The organism is Flammeovirga pectinis (assembly GCF_003970675.1).
Taxonomy (GTDB): Bacteria; Bacteroidota; Bacteroidia; order Cytophagales; family Flammeovirgaceae; genus Flammeovirga; species Flammeovirga pectinis.
The window spans coordinates 148389-166529 of the sequence record NZ_CP034563.1 but is presented as its reverse complement, the minus strand read 5'-3'; the positions used below and the strand labels follow the sequence as shown (position 1 = coordinate 166529).

The 18141-nt window shown below is 32.5% G+C and carries 12 protein-coding genes and 1 pseudogene; 8 read left to right on the top strand and 5 right to left on the bottom strand.

Annotation, left to right across the window (positions count from 1 at the left end; genetic code table 11):
* The first annotated feature begins 249 nt into the window (after window positions 1-249).
* Both EI427_RS21205 and EI427_RS21200 read left to right on the top strand, forming a co-directional pair.
* Window positions 250-3984 carry an Ig-like domain-containing protein gene (locus EI427_RS21205; protein WP_126618758.1) on the top strand — a complete coding sequence of 1245 codons (3735 nt, stop codon included), beginning with the start codon at window positions 250-252 and terminating at the stop codon, window positions 3982-3984.
* A 68-nt stretch (window positions 3985-4052) separates the two neighbouring features.
* A complete protein-coding gene (locus EI427_RS21200; RefSeq protein WP_126618757.1) occupies window positions 4053-7085 on the top strand; it encodes an Ig-like domain-containing protein in 3033 nt (1010 codons plus the stop codon).
* A 127-nt stretch (window positions 7086-7212) separates the two neighbouring features.
* Here the strand turns inward: EI427_RS21200 and EI427_RS21195 are convergent, their stop codons facing one another.
* Both EI427_RS21195 and EI427_RS21190 read right to left on the bottom strand, forming a co-directional pair.
* A complete protein-coding gene (locus EI427_RS21195) occupies window positions 7213-8832 on the bottom strand; it encodes a thiamine pyrophosphate-binding protein (RefSeq protein ID WP_126618755.1) in 1620 nt (539 codons plus the stop codon).
* A 96-nt stretch (window positions 8833-8928) separates the two neighbouring features.
* Window positions 8929-9885 carry a helix-turn-helix domain-containing protein gene (locus EI427_RS21190; RefSeq protein ID WP_126618752.1) on the bottom strand — a complete coding sequence of 319 codons (957 nt, stop codon included), beginning with the start codon at window positions 9883-9885 and terminating at the stop codon, window positions 8929-8931.
* Window positions 9886-10275: 390 nt separating this feature from the next.
* Between EI427_RS21190 and EI427_RS21185 the strand changes: the two genes are divergently transcribed.
* From EI427_RS21185 to EI427_RS21170, 6 genes are all read left to right on the top strand, one after another.
* Window positions 10276-11112, top strand: coding sequence for a helix-turn-helix domain-containing protein (locus tag EI427_RS21185; protein WP_126618750.1), 837 nt, complete (start codon window positions 10276-10278; stop codon window positions 11110-11112).
* A gap of 93 nt (window positions 11113-11205) precedes the next feature.
* Window positions 11206-11763, top strand: a complete 558-nt coding sequence (locus EI427_RS21180) for a YbhB/YbcL family Raf kinase inhibitor-like protein (protein WP_126618747.1) — start codon at window positions 11206-11208, stop codon at window positions 11761-11763.
* A 487-nt stretch (window positions 11764-12250) separates the two neighbouring features.
* Entirely contained in the window at window positions 12251-12421 is a 171-nt protein-coding gene (locus EI427_RS25970) for a hypothetical protein (protein ID WP_155523307.1), read from the top strand.
* A gap of 25 nt (window positions 12422-12446) precedes the next feature.
* Window positions 12447-13016, top strand: coding sequence for a helix-turn-helix domain-containing protein (locus EI427_RS21175; RefSeq protein ID WP_126618744.1), 570 nt, complete (start codon window positions 12447-12449; stop codon window positions 13014-13016).
* A gap of 836 nt (window positions 13017-13852) precedes the next feature.
* Window positions 13853-14023, top strand: a complete 171-nt coding sequence (locus EI427_RS25965; protein ID WP_155523306.1) for a hypothetical protein — start codon at window positions 13853-13855, stop codon at window positions 14021-14023.
* A gap of 215 nt (window positions 14024-14238) precedes the next feature.
* Window positions 14239-15171 (top strand): hypothetical protein, encoded by a 933-nt coding sequence (locus tag EI427_RS21170; RefSeq protein WP_126618742.1) that lies wholly within the window; start codon window positions 14239-14241, stop codon window positions 15169-15171.
* A 303-nt stretch (window positions 15172-15474) separates the two neighbouring features.
* Here EI427_RS21170 and EI427_RS21165 read toward each other — a convergent pair.
* The 3 genes and pseudogenes from EI427_RS21165 to EI427_RS21155 form a co-directional block, all read right to left on the bottom strand.
* A pseudogene (locus EI427_RS21165) lies at window positions 15475-16287 on the bottom strand (IS91 family transposase); the annotation flags it as partial.
* Window positions 16241-16558 carry a phage integrase N-terminal SAM-like domain-containing protein gene (locus EI427_RS21160; RefSeq protein WP_126618737.1) on the bottom strand — a complete coding sequence of 106 codons (318 nt, stop codon included), beginning with the start codon at window positions 16556-16558 and terminating at the stop codon, window positions 16241-16243. The gene EI427_RS21160 and the pseudogene EI427_RS21165, both read right to left, overlap by 47 nt.
* Window positions 16559-16755: 197 nt before the next feature.
* The gene (locus tag EI427_RS21155) at window positions 16756-18018 is read right to left on the bottom strand and encodes an IS4 family transposase (RefSeq protein WP_126618735.1); all 1263 of its coding nucleotides are present in this window, start codon (window positions 18016-18018) and stop codon (window positions 16756-16758) included.
* Between the last annotated feature and the right edge of the window lie 123 nt (window positions 18019-18141).

Here is an 18141-nt window from a genome sequence, read left to right as displayed (position 1 = left end):
GTTCTCGTTGTTAAAAAATTCGAATTTATGTTATTGTGAAGGTTGTTTTGTGTACAATTTCTTCTGCGCATTCCTGTTACTTACACTTATTCAACTATAGGTATATCAATATTTTGTATTGCTATAACCTTATTTAAAGGCGGGAATAGTTACTATTTGAGTTAGGAATCCAACCCTTATTCTAAATTATCATGAAATGAATGAATAGAATATCTCCCGTCAATTTTAATCATTTAATTACTAAGCGCTATGAAGAAAGCATACTTATTTTTCTGGCTTATTTTTATCTCGTTCACACAACTACTCTATGCTACAGAGTTAGACGAGATACTGGAAGCAGAAGCAGCAACCTTAACAGGAACTACCGAAACAGCAACAGGTACTTACGCAAGTGGTGGTACTTATCTTAAACTAAAACAAGCAGACCCAAGTGGTTCTTTACAGTTGTCTATTTCTGATGTTGCCACGGATGGTAATTACAAATTAGAAATTTTCACGTTCAATGGAGGAAACACTACCGATGCAGATTTAACGGTAAATGGGGTAACTTCTGCGATTACTTTGGCTGCTTCTAATTGGGCTTACGAAGGAACTGCAAAAGCAACAATTCTTGATGTAACTTTACAAGCAGGGATTGAAAACATAATCACTTTATCGTCATCTACTAGTACAATTTCTGTAGACAATATTGTGGTTAGAGGAGTGTACAACATTTACTATGTTAGTGCTGACGGTAATGATTCTAATTCTGGTAGTATTGATTCACCATGGAAAACACTAACGAAAGCTACTGAAGCAGTAAAAACGGTGGCTAAAGGTGGACTTTTAAACCCGGGTGATAAACTTCTTTTTAGAAAAGGAGACACTTTTGAAGGACAGTTTGTAATTCTTTGTTCTGGTACGGAAAGCAAACCAATTGAGATTGGTAGCTACGGGACAGGAGAATTACCAATTATTTCTGGTTCAGGTAATATTGCTACTGGTGATTTTATCGAGGCAATTAAAATGACGAACACAAGTTATATCACATTAGATGGTATTTGGGTAAAGAATGACCGTCAGAATATGGGGAATATCACATGGGGAACAAACACTTCTTATGGTATTAAAGTAATAGCAAATAAGTGGGGTGGTATTAGTAAAGGACTTACTTTCCGTAACTTAAAAATTACAGACGTTTTTGGCATCAACATGATTGATTACCAAGGTCTTTTTACTTTAGATTATTACTCTGCAAAAGGTATCTTTTTTGATTCTGACAGAGACGATATCACTGTTACACCAACTAATGAAGTGGGTATTGATGATGTTTTAATTGAAAACTGTTATTTCTATAATTTAGGGTCTACAGCTATCAGTATTCGTCATTTATCTAACTTAGCATCATACAATAATCCTATAGATGAAGAGGAAAGAAACCTCAACTTTGTAGTAAGAAATAACCACTTCGAAAAGCTAGGTGGTGATGGTGTTGTTTTGGCATCTGTTTGTAATTCTATTGTAGAAAAAAATACTTTTGTAGATTTAGGATGGGGTAATCACCAATCTTCTACAGATAGGTATTTTGGTAGAGGTGAAGGCTGCTGGATTTGGGATTCTAGAAACGTGATTGTACAATACAACAAACAATTAAGAGCAAGAGGTTTTGGAGATACTTATGGTTCTGCAGGACATATTGATTTTTACTGTAAGAATGCCATTTATCAATATAATTATAGCGAAGATACAGAGGGTGGATTTGTAGAAATTCTTGGTGATTGTGTAAACAGTACATTCCGTTACAATGTAAGTAAGAACGATGGTTTCAGAGATCACCATGGGTATTCTATTTGGGTATCAGGATATGTTGGTTCTGATAAAACGCCTATTCGTTCGGATAGTAACTTTGTGTATAACAATACGGTATTATTAAATAACAGTGCTTGTAAGCCAGATATCTCTATCTATGCTAAAAATACATTTATCTATAACAACATCTTCAAAGTAGTTGATGGTGCGGCAATTGGTGCTGATGAGGTAATGATTGATATTGCAAATGGTAGTGATCTAGTTGTTAGCAATAACCTTTTTTATGGTAACGTTGCAAGTGGGTTCACAAACCTTGATAATAACAAAATTACGGGTCAAGATCCACTTTTTGTAGATGAGTCTGCAAGTGATATCGAAGGCTTCCAATTACAAGAAGGTAGCCCTGCGGTAGATAACGGAACAGCTTTCCCAGAGCCTTCTTTCCCAATGGCAGGTAAAGGTATTTTTGCCAATATCTCTCTACACACAGCAACTGATATTTACGGTAATGCAGTAGATGTTAAGAATTTAATTCCAAACATTGGTGCAGATAACAACTTCAATAGCCAAATCCATAAAGATGCAATTAGAACTACGGGCGTAACTGTAGCGGCTGCGGGTGGAGCAATTGAAGCTGGAGAAACAGTGCAATTAACTGCAACTGTAGCACCAAGTAACGCTACTTATAAAACAGTAACATGGTCGAGTAGTAACACGGCTGTGGCAACGGTAAATAGTAGCACTGGTTTAGTAACTGCAGTAAGCAATGGTAATGCAGCTATTACGGCAACAACAGAAGATGGTGGTTTTACATCGTCTGCTAATGTTACAGTTGGTGCAGATGTAGAAGTAGATTTAGTAATCAATGGCGGTTTTGAAAATGGCTTAAATAGCGATTGGAATACATGGAACTCACCGCAAGAAACTACAGATGCTTACCAAGGCACAACTGCAATTACTATTACAGAAAAAGGATCTGCCAACCAATGGATTACTGTAGAACAAAACAGTACATATATTTTATCAGCATACATTAAAATTAGCAATACAGCCAAACGTATTGTTTTAGGAGTAAATGATGCAGATAATAACCGTATTGATAGTAAAGATATTTACACTGGAGTATATAAATTACATGAGGTTGAATTTGAAACAGGAAGTAATACTACGGTAAAAGTATTCTCTTGGTTACCTCCAAGTGATGGGGCTACTGCAACAATTGACAACATAAAAGTAGTGAAAAAATCTGCGGTTTATGTACCAGTAGCTACAATAAGTGTATCTGCTCAAAATGGAGCTTTACAAGCAGGCGGATCAATTAGTTTAGCAGAAACTATTGCACCTTCTAATGCATCTGACAAATCTGTAACATGGAGTAGTGATAATAGTGCAGTGGCAACTGTATCTAATGGTGTTGTAACTGCAGTAAGTGCAGGAACAGCAAATATTACGGTACAATCTGTTGATAGCAATTTAACGGCTTCTACTGTAGTAACAGTTAGTCCATCTAGTATTGCGACATTTAAAAATGGCGACTTTGAGGATGGTTTAAACCATTGGAGCATTTGGCAAGATATTGTTACAACAACAGATGGAGCTTATGAGGGGTCTTCTTTACGATTAAATGGAGTAGGATCGTGTAACCAAACAATTACCGTTAAAGCAAACACATCTTATATTTTCTCTGGGTATGTTAAAGTGGATAATCCATCAAGTGCTAGAGTAGTGATGGGTGTAAATGATGCAAATAGTGACGGTATTGCTTTCAAGGATATCACAAATGAATTTTATACGTACCATGAAGTAGCTTTTGAAACTGGTAATAACGAAACTACTATTACAGTTTATTTCTGGCGACCAAGCGGTTCTAGTGGCTATGCATACCTTGATAATGCAATGTTGATTGAAGTTCCATCATCATCAGCAAGAAAAACTACTACTATTGAATTAGAAGAAGAGTTAACAAGTGTATTGGTTTACCCAAATCCAGCGTCTGATTTTGTAACATTCAAAACAACGAAAATGGAAGGGTTAAAATCTATTTCAATCCTAAACATTGTAGGCCAATCTGTAGTCAATACAACTTTTGAAGAGGTATTAAAATTACCGGTCTCAACACTACAAAAAGGGACATACATTGTGCTTATTTCTGATGAAAAAGGAAATAGAGCAACAAGTAAATTATTAATAAAATAACAACTGATTTCAAAGCAACCCTTTCGTCATTTTGATGAAAGGGTTGCTTGATTTAAATAATAAAATCTATGAATTTAAAACTAACCTATTTAGTCTTTCTGTTTGCAACTTTAACTGCATCTGCACAAGTACAGTTAACAGTTAATGGAACACAAAGAAGCCACACAATACACCCCATGATACAAGGGCAGGGGTTATCTTACTCTGTAGAAACAGATTCTATTTATGAAGATGGAGCAATGGCACAACTATTTAAAGATGTTGGAGCTGGTTTTTTACGTTGGCCGGGCGGAACACCTACTTCTATGTACCATTGGAATGATTTAGGTGCTGGTTGGGTGGATAATTGGAACCCTGAATATCCCGAAGAATGGACGCCACATACTTCTGAATTTATGGATTTGGATGAATACATGACATTAACTCGTGCCGCTGGTACTCAACCAATGGTAGGTATTAATATGAGTTCTGGTATGGAATGGGGTCGCGTAGATGATGGTGTTGCTGAGGCTGTAGCTTTAGTGAAATATTGTATTGATAACAACTTCGATGCTAAATGCTTTTTCTTAGATAACGAAACTTATCACCACGGTAACGGTTATAATAAAGACATGAGAGGTGATGGCGGACATTGGACTGCCGCTAACTATGCACAACAAATTAATTTGTATGCAGATTCTATAAAAAAATACGTTCCTGATGCTAAATTTTTCATCAATTGGAGAGATCAATTCAGTAATAATGTATCTGATTATGAAACTTTACTTACCGTAGCAGGTCACAATATTGATTATGTAGACGTGCATTGGTATTGGAAATGGGGAGTATCGAACTGGGCAGACTGGAAAGCCAAAACACCTATGGAATACGAGACAGCATCATATGATGGTGGTTCTTATGTAGAAGAAGTAGCTTACTTTAATAACTTGGCAGCTTCTTTAGGAAAATCTCATATTAAGGTGGCTGTTTTAGAATGGAATATTGCTCCTGGAGATCATAATTCTAATCCAGATCATACGGAATATATGACCGCATTAATGCAATCTGAAATGCAAATGCAATTTATGCAAGCGGGTATTGAATATGCTTCTATGTGGACTTCGCATTGGAAAGAGAGCTCAAAGTCAGAATTTCTAACTTTAATCAATTCTGATAATGACCATGCACCAAGTGCTTCTGCTGCTATGTTTGAACTGTACCATCATGCTATTGGAGGTCAGGTTACAACATCTTCTGTATCGGATAATAATATCATGACAACAACTGTTGTAAAAGGAAACAAAACGTATGTATATCTCCTTAATAAAAATGATGAGAATAAATCTGTAGAGTTCAATTTTAATAATTTAAACGTCACTTCTGTAGATCAAGCACTACGTTTTAGTGATCCGGGTGAATTGTCTACTATTTCACTATGGAATTCTACAACCTCAGGTAATTATGTGGCAAGTATAAAAGCAAATTCATTAACAATGGTTTCTTTTAATTATGAAGCAAACACAGAATTACTCTTTAATGGCGATTTTGAAAATGGATTAAGCAGTTGGGATTCTTGGAATTCACCAACGGTAACTTCTGATGCTCAGAATGGAAATTCTGCCATTAAAATTGAAACTTCAGGATCATTTAATCAATGGGTAACGGTAGAACCATCTACAACATATAAACTAACTGCTTTTGTGAAAACGGATAATTCAGCAAAAAAAGTAGTGTTGGGTGTTGGTAATAGTGGGGGTAATATTGCTACTAAGGATATTTATTCTACTTCTTATAAAGAACATGAGGTAGTATTTACTACAAATGCAAATACAACGTCTGTTCAGGCTTGGGTTTGGTTGCCAGAAAGTAATGGTACGAGTGCTTATGCAGATAATATGTCTTTAACAAAAGTAGAAGAAGTAAGTAACGAACCTGTTACAAGTCTTTCACTTTCTCATGAGAATGAAACGGTATTTTCAAATACAGCCTTACAGTTATCTGCCACTGTTCTTCCTACAAACGCATCAGATAAAAGTGTAGTTTGGGAGAGTGATAATACTTCTACTGCAACAGTAAATGCAAACGGATTGGTAACTGCTCTAACGCCCGGAACAGCTACTATTACAGCAACAACAAATGATGGTGGGTTTACAGCAAATACAACTATTACGGTAATTGCAGCTCAGGTAAATGGAATCATTTCTCCTATTCAAGGCAATACATATGATATAGCTTCGGGGCTTGAATTCTCTTTTAGTACTGCTCCAGAAACTAAGTATATTTATGTTTATGATATGGATTGGAATTTGATTTCTTCACTTACCACACCAAATTTAACATTCTCGTATACACCAACTGCTACCGGTGATGTTACTTACCGTTATATTTTCCAAGATGCCAATTGGCAAGATTTAGAAAATGGTACTGTTGATGTATCCATAACGGCAACGGTTCTGAATGCAGATTTTGAACTAGGGTTAAACTCATGGGATTATTATGGAGGAACAACTACAGAAACATTAAATCCTCATAATGGTAGTACTTCTTTAAAAATTAATGCTAGGGGTGGTGCTAGTCAGATCATAAGTTTAAAGAAAAATACAGACTACCAAGTCTCTTTTTATGCTAAAGTAGAAGATCCTTCTGTCATGGCTAAGTTTCATATAAAAAATGCTCTAGGAGCAAAATATTTTGAACAAAATATAGTCGAAAGCAATTATACACAGTTCACTATCAACTTTACAACTGATAATGAAGGAGAAGAGGCCAAGATTGGATTTTGGAGAGGAAATGATGCCGTTGGAGCTTCTTTTTTAGATGATGTTGTGATTAGTGAAATTACAAGTAGTGCAAGATTTAGATCTATAGGTCAAATTCAAGACCTAAATATTGATATTGAAATCTATCCAAATCCTGCTACTGATTTTGTAACTATTAAAGCGGAACACATGGAACGTGTAAAATCACTTTCAATTCTAAATGTTGTAGGTCAGTCTGTACTAGACACTTCTTTTGAGGGTGTGCTTAGATTACCAGTCTCAACATTACAAAAAGGAACATACATTGTTGTGGTATCAGATATTTCTGGTAATAAAGCAACAAGTAAGTTATTGATAAAATAATTTTACTATCTACTACTAACGTTTATTCACCTCCCAGTATTAATTATTGGGGGGTGTTTTTATTTTAAAGATCGAGTGCATTTTTATCACTAAATACCTATGCTAAATCTATACTTTACTTTAAATACTACATCTTCACATTAATAACAGAAGGACCTTGAATTTTTAAGGCCTCTTCCATCATTTTGTTAAGTTCTTTGTAATCTTTTGGATTAAAAGTAGCTGCTCCATATCCTTTCGAAATAGCTAAAATATCTACCTCTGGTTTAAGGTCTAATTCATGATAATCCTCTTCTGTTGTTTTTGGGAATTGGTATTTCCAAAGCTCTTTAAGTACCTTATAAGCACCATTGTTTAATACAATAAAAACAACAGGAATACTATATTTTTTTGCCGTATAAATAGCTTGTAAAGAATACTGAAAACCACCATCACCAACAAAACAAACGCTATGCTTTTTGGTCGCTAAACTTAAACCAATTGCTACAGGCATACCCCAACCTAAACCACCACCTCTAGGAGCAGTATAAACATTACCGGCTTTTTCTCTTTTAATACTAGATTTCAAATCTCCTTCATAAGAACTGGCCTCTAATACAATATCATTTTCTTCCTTAATTTTACTGACGACTTCGAGTGCAACACGATCAATTTTAAATGCTGTATCCTTTCTATTTAAAATTGTATGCTGATTTTCTAAAAGAACTTTATAATGTTTCTTTTCTTTCTCTGGATCTACTGTTTTAATTAGGTGCAATGTTTTAAGTACTTGATTTAAGTTTTCGAAAATAGGTTTTATAGCCCCAATAAGGCTATAATTTACAGGGAAGTATTCCCCAACTTTATCATTATTTGTATTGATTTGCACTACTGTTTTCCCCTTAGGTATAACCGTAAAATCATCAAAAAGGAAACTATCAAGAGCATCACCAATAACAAAAATTAAATCGTAGTGTTCTAGTGTATTCTGTTGCTTAGAAGCGAAAGCAGGGAATGCCCCTTTGTATAGATAATGTGTAGACGGGACAGGTATTTTTACAGGAAAAGGAGTGGAGTAAATGTCTGCCTGAATGTTTTCTGCAAAGGCAATTAATGCTTTATTTGCGTTAGTAGCAATGCCGTCTACAAGTAATACAACTTTACCTAGTTTCTGTTTTTCTGTAAGTAATAATTCTCTTATACTTTCAACAGCTACTTCATTTTTAAAGGTTGTTTTAATGGGCGTTAAAGTTCTGTAGTTTGTACCTACTTCAGCATTAACGGTATCCATAGGAATACTTACAAAAGTTGGCCCCTCAGGAGCCTTTTTTGCAATGTTAATTGCTCTTTGTAATTCAAATTGAAAATCCCCTTCAAAATGGATTTCTTTTGCCGATTTAGTAGCAGTACTAGCTAAGTCTGTAAGCGGACCAGACAATATTGGGTCTATGCTAAGGTGTTTTCTATCTTGCTGGCCAGCGGTTATGAGTAATGGAATTTTTGATCTATAAGCAGAATATAAATTACACATGGCATTGGCTAAACCAGGGTAAGTGTGGATGTTTACCATTGCAATATTTTCTGATGCCAAAGCATAACCCGCAGCAATACCAATAACGGAATTTTCTTGTAACCCTAAAATATATTCTACCTCTTTTTCACCTTCTAATGCATTCATTATTGGTGTTTCTGTAGTACCTGGGTTACCAAAGATATATTGAATTTTATTGTCAGTTAAGAATTGATGAAATAGAGATGTATTTTTCATTATATACTTTTTTTGTTTAAATGATGAATACAAATGTCAGGTTTTTGAGAGGTACTAATACGTAAAAAAAACTATGCAGGTGGTAAAAAAAACTTTTTATTCTTTTACAGATTCTCTTAATTCAGAAGGGGTGATATCAAAAGTCTTTTTAAAATCTTTAGATAAATGGTGTAAATCTGTATAGCCAAGTTCGTAAGCTATATCCGAAATTTTTCTAGTCGTACTACTAATCATATCCTTTGCCCTAAAGATCCTTACTTTTTTATAATCTTGATAGATTGTTTGTCCGTAAATAAACTTATATACTACACCAATCTTAGTTTTGTTAATCCCAAATTCTTTAGAAATCTCTTCAATATTGGGTTTGTAATTTAGCTCATTCGCAATTCTATTTTTTACTTGCAATGCAATATCTATTTCATAATCATGATACATCTTTTCCGATTCCTCTTCTTCATTTTCTAAAATGATATTTTCAATAATAACATAAAGTTCGTTCAATTTATGCTCAGCCCATTTGGTATATAAGCTATTATTTACGAAAGAACGGTCATTATTAAAAAAATTCTTGTTCCATCTAATAAACCTTTCATCACCCATATTAAAAGAGAAAGATTTGATCTTATTTATAATAGGAATAGTTTCTTTGGTCAACTTTTCTTGATTAAAAAAGAAGGCAACAGCCTGTACATCGTCTCCTTCTTTTTTAGAAAGCGTAAGCACATCATTTCTTTGATTAATAATAAAACCAAGAGGACACTTTAAGTCTATAGTAGTATTATCCTGTCCTTTATAAGAAGCTGTAGGTTGATAACAACGGATAGTATAATCAAAATTATCATCATGCTCTAATATTGTTGTAAAGTTTATATTCGCCTTATAGTTCAAAACTAAAGAGCGCATATTTTCTCTCTCAAATACGATAATTTCACCCTTTGCATTTTCATTATCAATAGCAATTAGGTGTTCATTAATAATCTCTCCTCCAAATAAATTTGTCAAGAATTTTTTATAATTTTCGCCTCTTTTTTTCTGGAAATGAAACTTCTTCATCTTCTTTATTTTAGAATATTACAGTAGGTTGATAGGGAAGATACTAAACCAATGCTTTTAATTAATCGAACTCTTCAAAGATTTATTCTCCAACATTAGAAAGCCAAATATCTTTTACATATTAAATTAACGATAATTTTAATAGTATGTAAGAATTTATTTGACCTCTACACGGCTTTTTCATAAAACTTTACAGAAGTAGAAGTTCGTATCTTCTCCAGTTTTCAATCATAAGTTTGGCTATCACAAGTGTTTACTTGCTAGGCATTACTTGTGGTTACCCACCGGAGCAGTCTCCCGATTTCTATTTTTTTTAAAAAAATAGAACTATTCAGAATATAATGATCATTTTAGCTGTCGAGAGTATTTTTTAATAAAAGTTAGATATCAATGAATACAATTACATTACCAGAAGAACTACCATTGAATTCCTCTTTATCTATCTCTGTATTTAACTATGAAAGCAGAAAGGAAATCTCTAAGCAGCAAATCTTACTAAACAAACACACGTTTAGTTTTTTGCAAGAAGGAACTAAAGAAGTATTTTTCGACAATTCTACATACGAAATAGATAATACTCAGTTTTTATTAATGAAATCAGGACATTGTTTAATGACAGAAAAGCTGTCTAATGATGTGAAATATTATAAAAGCATTTTATTCTTCTTTTCTACAGAAGATGTGTTCAATTTTTTAAGAAAGTTTGAACTGAATACTAGAAAACCAGTACAAAACTATTCTACGTATTCTTTCGGTTACGATACGTTCATAAAAAGATTTGTGGATAGTCTTGTTGATATATCTACGCTTACGATCTCCCTACAACAAAAACTTTTAAAAACTAAGTTTGAAGAAATTATGCTCTATTTAATGGATGCAAAAGGAGGTGGTTTTCTTTATTCGTTAATTAGTAATACAAATGATAATCAGAAATTTATACAGACTATTGAAAGTAACAGGCTCAATAAATTAACGATAAAAGAACTTTCATTTCTTTCTAATATGAGTGTTTCTACGTTTAAACGAGAGTTTGAGAAGCACTTTAATAGTTCGCCAAGCAAATGGTTTCAAGATAAAAGACTTGAACATTCAGCTTATTTATTAAAAAATGAGGCTAAAAGACCATCCGATATATTCGAAGAAATTGGTTATGAGAATCTATCAAATTTTATTCAAGCGTTTAAAGCAAAGTTTGGAATAACACCAAAACAGCACCAATCAAGTTGAACTTTTAGCAATACTTTTTGAACTATTTTGATTAACAAAAGGCTTATTTTCCTCCATAGATTTGCATTATAAAATATATTAAAAGCAGATATTATGATTAAGTCAATTCAAATTTTAGCAGTACTCATAACTCTTTCAACGTCTATTTTTGGTCAAAATACATTTACATTATCTAGTAATGATTTAGGCGGAGAAGCAACAATCAATGAAGAGTTTAATGGTTTTGGCTGCACTGGCGAAAATCAATCGCCACAGTTATCTTGGAAAAATGCTCCAGAAGGAACAAAAAGTTTTGCGGTAACGATGTACGACCCTGATGCACCAACGGGTAGTGGGTGGTGGCATTGGGTGGTTTTTGATATACCTTCCAACACAAATGAATTAGTTGCTGGGGCAGGAGATGTTGCTGCAAACTTAGCACCGAAAGGAGTAATTCAAAGTAGTACAGATTATGGAGCAAAAGGTTACGGAGGCCCTTGTCCTCCAGAAGGGCATGGTTTACATCAGTATATTATTACAGTTTACGCTCTTAAAACAGATAAGCTTGGTTTAGATGGAAATACAAATCCCGCTGTTGTCGGTTATTATCTATGGAATAATACATTGGCAAAAGCAAGCATTGTTACCTATTATAAAAGAGACAAAAAATAATTAGAGAAACTAAAAAGATAGAAAAGTAAAAATGATTAGGATGTAAATTCTAGTCATTTTTGCTTTAATGCTTATATCTATCCATTGGACAATAGTTATGCTTACAAAATAGCATTTTGTTTGGTCGTGGAATTTCTATTTTCTGCACAAGACTTGCGATAGTATGAATTCTATTTTTCTAAACAATTATCACTATCACAAGTGTTTACTTGCTAGGCATTACTTGTGATTACCCACCGGAGCAGTCTCCCGATTTCGAAAAAATATAAAAAACTATGGTGTAGAAAATTGTAGACTGTATAAATGCATACTCTACAAATCCCGCTTATCATTCTCAGTACTTAATTCATAACTATCTTAATAAAAAGTATTTACTATCAAAGAAATGTGAAAATTATCCAACCTAAATTATGAATTAGAAAAGAATATTTTGTAAAATTTATAGACTTAAAAACTGCAACGATAACTGGAAAAACTAAAAGCAATAATGCAAACTATTAATTTTAAAGATACGCTTAACGATCAAAACGTATCAACATTTGTAAGCTCACAAAAAGAAACACACAAATTAGAATTAGTTGAGAGTGCAAAAGTAGTAGTAGACTATGGTTGGACAGTAAAATCTTACAAACTTATCTCTAACGTAGTTAAAGTATAATACTTTTCCCTAAGACTAAATTACCATGAAAAACCTTCAACTCTACCATAGAAAAGTTATTCAAAGCTTGATAGAAGACAAGATGTTTACCGTTGCAGAAATTGCCGAAGGTTTAGAAGTGTCTCCTTCTACCATCTATCGTGAGTTGAAAAGAAATACGAACCCAAAGACAAAAAAATACAATGCCGACTATGCCCAAAAATTATACTTAGCAAGAAAGAAGTATGCAGGGTCTAAGAAAAAGAATCCCTTCCAACATCACCCAAGAAGAAAAGACAATTATCAGCTTTACGCCCAAAGACGATTTATCTACTGGTATTCTGATCAGTATTATAAACTAAAATTACCCAACAGGAGGAAAAACGATTTCCACGTTCCCAAAAGATATGCTTACCGTCTCGGTAAAAAGTATTTCGACCACAACAACGATTGGGAACTCTATGATCTTTGGATGGAACATCTAAAACTACTGAAAGAACAAAGATCAGCATCCACACCAAAATATTATTGGATGCGTGCCTTAATCAAAAACGAAACAACATTTACCCTCTGGAAAAATCCATCAACAGCAATGGAACAGAAGCAGTGCGTCTAACCCTTTCTTAATTGCTTCTTTACACCTAAAAATCTCCTCACTTCTTACAATTTTTTCAAGTTGATATCCCTTAAAGGGATTTTTTTATGCCCAAATTTCCTTAATCAACTGTTTTGTTTTCATTTTGAGTAGATGAAAGGGAAGAATTGCATTTGCTCACGAATTGGTTTAAAATTTTCATTTTCAGTAAGCGATTAAAACATTTTAATTTTAATAGTGTCGGGAGTAGAAACTTAAAACACTTATGATTGTTAATTTATGTATAAAATTTGTATTTCAATTCTATTATCAACAACTTACTTATGGTTAATAAACTTCTTCTTTCTGGCGACTAAAACTTCAATAAAGCAAACTTATATCTCCATTAATAGTAGTGTGTTAACAATTGGATAAACGCAAAAAATATAATGTGCAAAAAAAATATCCTACAACTTTTATTGTAAGATATTAATATATGCTTGTATTTATCGCCTTATTCAAAGAAATAAAACAGAAATAAACGCAAAAAATATAAACGGTAATACGTTTATATATTGTTGTGGTGCATAATAAAGAATGAAATATAGTTTAACTGGCATATTATTGAGTCTAATTTGCATCGTAGTTGCTCTGGAAATCAATTACGAAATCTCTGTCGAGTACCATGCAATTGATGGGAAATCCAGAGCTTTTATGGGACTTAGGCATTTGGATAGACTTTACTATGGCGGTATTGGATTCATAGGGTTAACCTTTGGTCTAATAGCGATAAGAAAAAAAGAGAGACCGTTACTTATAGCTCTAGCTATTTTATTAGCCATTCTGTCAATATCTCTGACCTATTTAGATATTTGGAAATGGATGATTTAATAAATGACAATATGGACCTAGATAAACTGTTAAATCAGGTAAATTCTAAGAAAACTTTTTTAAAGTTCTTGAAGGCACTTAAAGAGGATAAAATAGATGAAGATGAAAAAGAAAAAATTGATCCTTCATCCCCATATTGTTCTGGAACAAATGGATGAGAAAATGGAACAATCTCGACTTTTTTAGAATCTGTTGAAGCATATGGAGAAGACAGTGACCTTATAAAAGAGGAACCGAATTGGAAAAATTTTGCTTTACTGCTGTATGCTGGAAAATTATTATGAATAAGAAGAAAAACGACACCACAACACTATGTAAAAATGCATTAAAACGCATTTTACACTAAACGTTAGCTTCCATTAATCCTTAATAAATGAAATATCTAAAATTAATAGTACTTCTGTATCTTCTTATAGGATGTAAAAGTAAAAACAAGGAAGTAGTAGTTTTAAATTCTGAAGAAATAAATAATATCATCAATAATGAATGGATTTATGATCCTTCAGGGGAAAATGATCTTTCTAAATTTAAACTATATTTAGATGGAGCAATTTTAAAATTTGATAAAAATGGTTTAGGGCATTTTATCCATTATAATTCTAACCAAGTTATTATTGAAGGAATAACAAAAGAAAATATTGAGGATAGCCAAAAACTTGATTATAAAATTGACACTAGAATAAATTACTTTAATGAAGATACATTAATAGTAACTTTAAATAAGTCATCTTCTATATATGTTTTAAATTGGCTTGAAATAAATCAACCAATAAATACCAATTTATATTTTTATAAAAATAAAATTGGTAATGAATACATTCCTTCTGAATATTTAAGAAAAAAAATCTCATTATCCCATCGTTATTATAAAAATAACCTTAGAGGTGACATACATCTAGAAATTAGAGAAAACAAATTAATGTATTATTCATATAGAGAAAATAGTAAAAAAGAATTTAAAACTTACAAGAAGCATCTTACTCAATTAGAACAAGATACTCTTAATTGGAAAATATGGAACGCTAATATCCTTAGGGAGCGAACTTTCTATCAAAATAATTTTTATAGAGAGAATTGTTGGCCAAGAATTTATAGTCATTATATATCTTTATATGATAGAGGTTATAGATATAACGAAAAGATATTTTGGGAAGGTTTTGAGGAACATTCATTTAATAGTTTAATAGATTATCTTATCAGACTTCCATTTAAAGGAGATTTTACAGAAGTAGATACAACCATTAATTATAAAACAAAATTATTATATCAGGCACATTGGTTAAAAGAGAAGAATATCTTAAACTAATAATTAGCGCTTAGATTGGCTTGAAAGGCCAAAATTTAAGCCCTAGTTGAACAAAGGCGTTGTTTGCTTGAAATACATTTCCTGTAGGAGGAAGTTAGGATAGACTTTTCATTTTCATGAGAGGTCTTTTTTAATGCATAGTTTTTTTGAGATAACTATAATCTCATTTTCTTCTTCATTTATTACTTTTTCAAGAAGATTAGATTCCCCAACTTAATGAGAAATTAGTATTTTCATCAAGTTTGGGGTGTATGCCTCTGGGCTTACTTTCATAAGCAAAAAAATGAAGTAAAATGTATTACTTTAAATTTTTTTGGTTACATTCTGTTGATTTGGTGGAGCTCTTTGAGAAGGAAATCGAGGCATTATAACCATCTCTCTTTTACCACAACAAGTACACAAAAGAGGATCATACCCAAGTTTTTCTTTTGACAGTTTAATCCAATCCCATTCTTTTATTTTCGGAGTTTCTTGTCCGATTGATTTTCTTATTTTTTCAATCTTTACTTTCTTGATTGCTCCATTGTAAAAGCCAAAATGTCTGATTCTTCTAAACCCTTTTGGAAGTAGATGTTGCGTATATCTTCTAATGAATTCTACATCCGAAAGCGTCATTTCATTTTTCTTCGCTCCATTTCTGTAATCTTTATAAGAGAAGGTGACTTTCTTGTCAGAATAGTGCAATAATCTATGGTTAGAGATGGCAGTTTTATGGGTATATCTCCCTAAGTATTCAATGATTTTTTTTGCACCGCCAAAAGGTCTTTTTGCATAGACGACCCATTCTTTTTCAATACATTTTCTAGCTATTTCAGTCGAAAAAAATGAATATAAATGAGTATCTTTTCGTATTAATGCTAAAAGTTTCGCTCTAAACATTTTAGCAAGTCCTTTAGCACTGAAAAGGTATTTCCCTGTTTTGTCACTTCCTTTCCAATGTTTTCCTTTTACTAATGCACCACCTGGAATAATGCAATGCAGGTGAGGGTGCAAACTTAAGTTTTGTCCCCAAGTATGCAGTACTGCAATCATGCCCATTTCACCCTTGAGTGTACTTTCTCCAAAAGTTTTAAGGGTATTCCAAGTCGCCTTGAAAAGAAGAGTATACATCTTTTCGTTTCAAATAGGGTAATTGTATGGCCCGATCATCTCTGTCACTTAATCTAAATACATATCTTAAAGCATAGACATAATGTTTAAAGATTGTGTAAGAAGTGTTTTGTTTTTCTTTGAGAAGAAGCAGATAATCATTAATTTGATCGTCGGAAAGTTCAAGTGGAATCTTTTTAAAATACAATGAAATACTAGCGATAGTACGGATGTAGTTTTGAAAAGTAGAAGAAGATTTCCCACTGAGTGTCATGTTTTGATACACTTGATCAAACATGTTTTTGAAATCAGGAACAACACGTTTCGCTTTTTCGACTATTGTCTCTTTTTTTTCATCTTAGTAAACTATAATTTAAAAACTCAATTAAGTTCTAAAGGTAAGAGATTGTGGGCTTTAGCTAGCGAAGCTTTTGTTCAACATCAGCTTAAACAGCAAGTCTCGGGTGATACACCCAATGCTCTAAACTTAAGATGTTAAATAGCCAATTTCCTATTAAAATGGTACTTTCTTCGACTTCTTTTATTTTTAATTCTTTCAAAAGTCCTCTCCATTTTTATTGGAATTTTTGATCGTCTGATAAGTGTCAGTGTATCGTCAATTATCTTTTTAGGAACACGTTTATACATTCTCATTTTAATGTAAAAACTTTTAAAAATACCCGTTGCAATATTTCTATTTACCTTGTATTCGTACTTGTTTTTTGGATCGTTTTTCAATGCCGTTTCAATAATTAAAACCTGATTCAAATTGGCTGAAAATATAGTTGCATAAAATTCTAATAGTACACCATTTGCTGATTTTGAAGAGAAGTTTTCGAGTTGTAAACTAGATTTGATATATCCATAATAAGTTTCAATACCCCATCTTTTATAATATAGTTCTTTGAGTTCTTTTATGGAGAATTCCGTGTTTGTCAATAGATATTCTATTTCTCCACTTTTCAATTTTACTTTTACGATTCTACATGAAATATTGTCTCTGTCTTTCCTCTTAAAAATAATTGTATTTTCAATTACATTTGAATTTACAAACTCGATAACTTCTTTATTTAAGGATGCTTTTGTTCGAATTAAAAACAACATTTTATTTTTTAAAATAGACTCAATTATATTGATGTTTGCATATCCTCTGTCTAATATTATTATAGGATTAATAATATGATTATCAATAAGATGTGATGAATTATCAATATGTTCATAAAAAAGAGATACTTCACTATGTTTATTATGTGTTATTAATGCATCTAAAGCTAAATCATTATTTAAATCATATAAAACAGAAGCTCTTGCAAGTGGCATTCCAGCCCCATTATTATTTTTTGCTCTCAAAAATACTTGACCTAATTCATTACTATCTGGTAGTTGAATCATACTTCCATCAACAGCAAGTAATTGGTATTTATTTTTATAAAATGTGTTTCTTTTTTTTTCATAATAAAAGTCTAAAATTTCTTGATTTAGAAATTGAAATGCAGCAGGATTAATTTTTAGTCTAGCCTTACTAAATGCCTGAGGAGAACATATTTTTAAGGTACCGTTATTCGAGAAAAATTGGACCAATTCAACCATAGTTGTTTTTGTAACTCTACCGATTAAAATGAAAATTATATCGACGAAACTAATCACTCTATTCCGTGTAAAGTCTTTTGCTTCTACTTTAAAATTATTGAGTACTTCATCTGATTTAATTAAAGTGTTCAGATAGTTTATAAATTGGGATATTGTTCTATTTTTCATTTCAGTCTTACAAATTATATTAGTATAATTGTAAAGAGAGGAGAAACATTGAAATCGTTGAAAAATGAAATGTTAAATCCTTAAGTTTAGAGCATTGGGTGATACACCCTCGCTCGCAGTTTA